The 708-nt window shown below is 42.1% G+C and carries 1 protein-coding gene; it reads left to right on the top strand.

All coding sequences use genetic code 11. From position 1 onward, the window contains the following. Positions 1-609 (top strand): replication initiation factor domain-containing protein (locus RV13_RS20470; RefSeq protein ID WP_071876011.1); only part of this gene is annotated, 609 nt, incomplete at its 5' end. Positions 610-708: the final 99 nt, after the last annotated feature.

Here is a 708-nt window from a genome sequence, read left to right as displayed (position 1 = left end):
GCTGGATGTCGTTTCTTAGAAGAGCAGGCAGATCACTCTTGGCGAAACTTTTTCCAACAACTAATGATGATAGCTAAGCATGTTTCTATTGAACGTTATTCGATCAAACGAATGGATGTAGCGATAGATAGTTACACTAAAGAAACGTTATCTCCTACTCGTGCTGAAAGCTACCTAAAGAAACGACTAGTGACTTCTCGCTTCAGGGTAAGCAGAACGATTAAGGAGTATCACGTTAAAACAGCTGAGGTTACAGGCGATAGTATTTACTTTGGCAGACGTACGAGTGATCTGTATATCATCGTCTATGACAAGCAGTTAGAGTCTGACAGTGATTCATGCTGGTTTCGAGTAGAACTTCGTTTCCGTAATCTCTGGGGGACAAAAGTGATGGCGGCTTTGTTGGGTCAGCCAGATACGTTTTCGGAGTTTATCGCAGGTGTTCTTGAGGCGAATATTCAGTTTCGATCAAGTATTCATAAGCGTTCTGAAGTAAGACGTCAACCATTGGCAAAATGGTACTTAGATTATCTATCCTATGTTCGGCGGCAAAACTTATATGGGCTTAACTCGTGCGAAAAAGAAGGGGGTGCATCCCTAGATGATTGATTATGATGATCCGGATAACCTTAGATCCCTAGAAGAAACAGAACCACAATGGGGTGTCTAATTTTAGTCTTTGCTGATCTTGGATGACGGATTCCAGAG

This window comes from Enterococcus raffinosus (assembly GCF_001886185.1).
Classification (GTDB): Bacteria; Bacillota; Bacilli; order Lactobacillales; family Enterococcaceae; genus Enterococcus_A; species Enterococcus_A raffinosus.
This window is presented reverse-complemented; position numbering and strand designations above follow the sequence as displayed.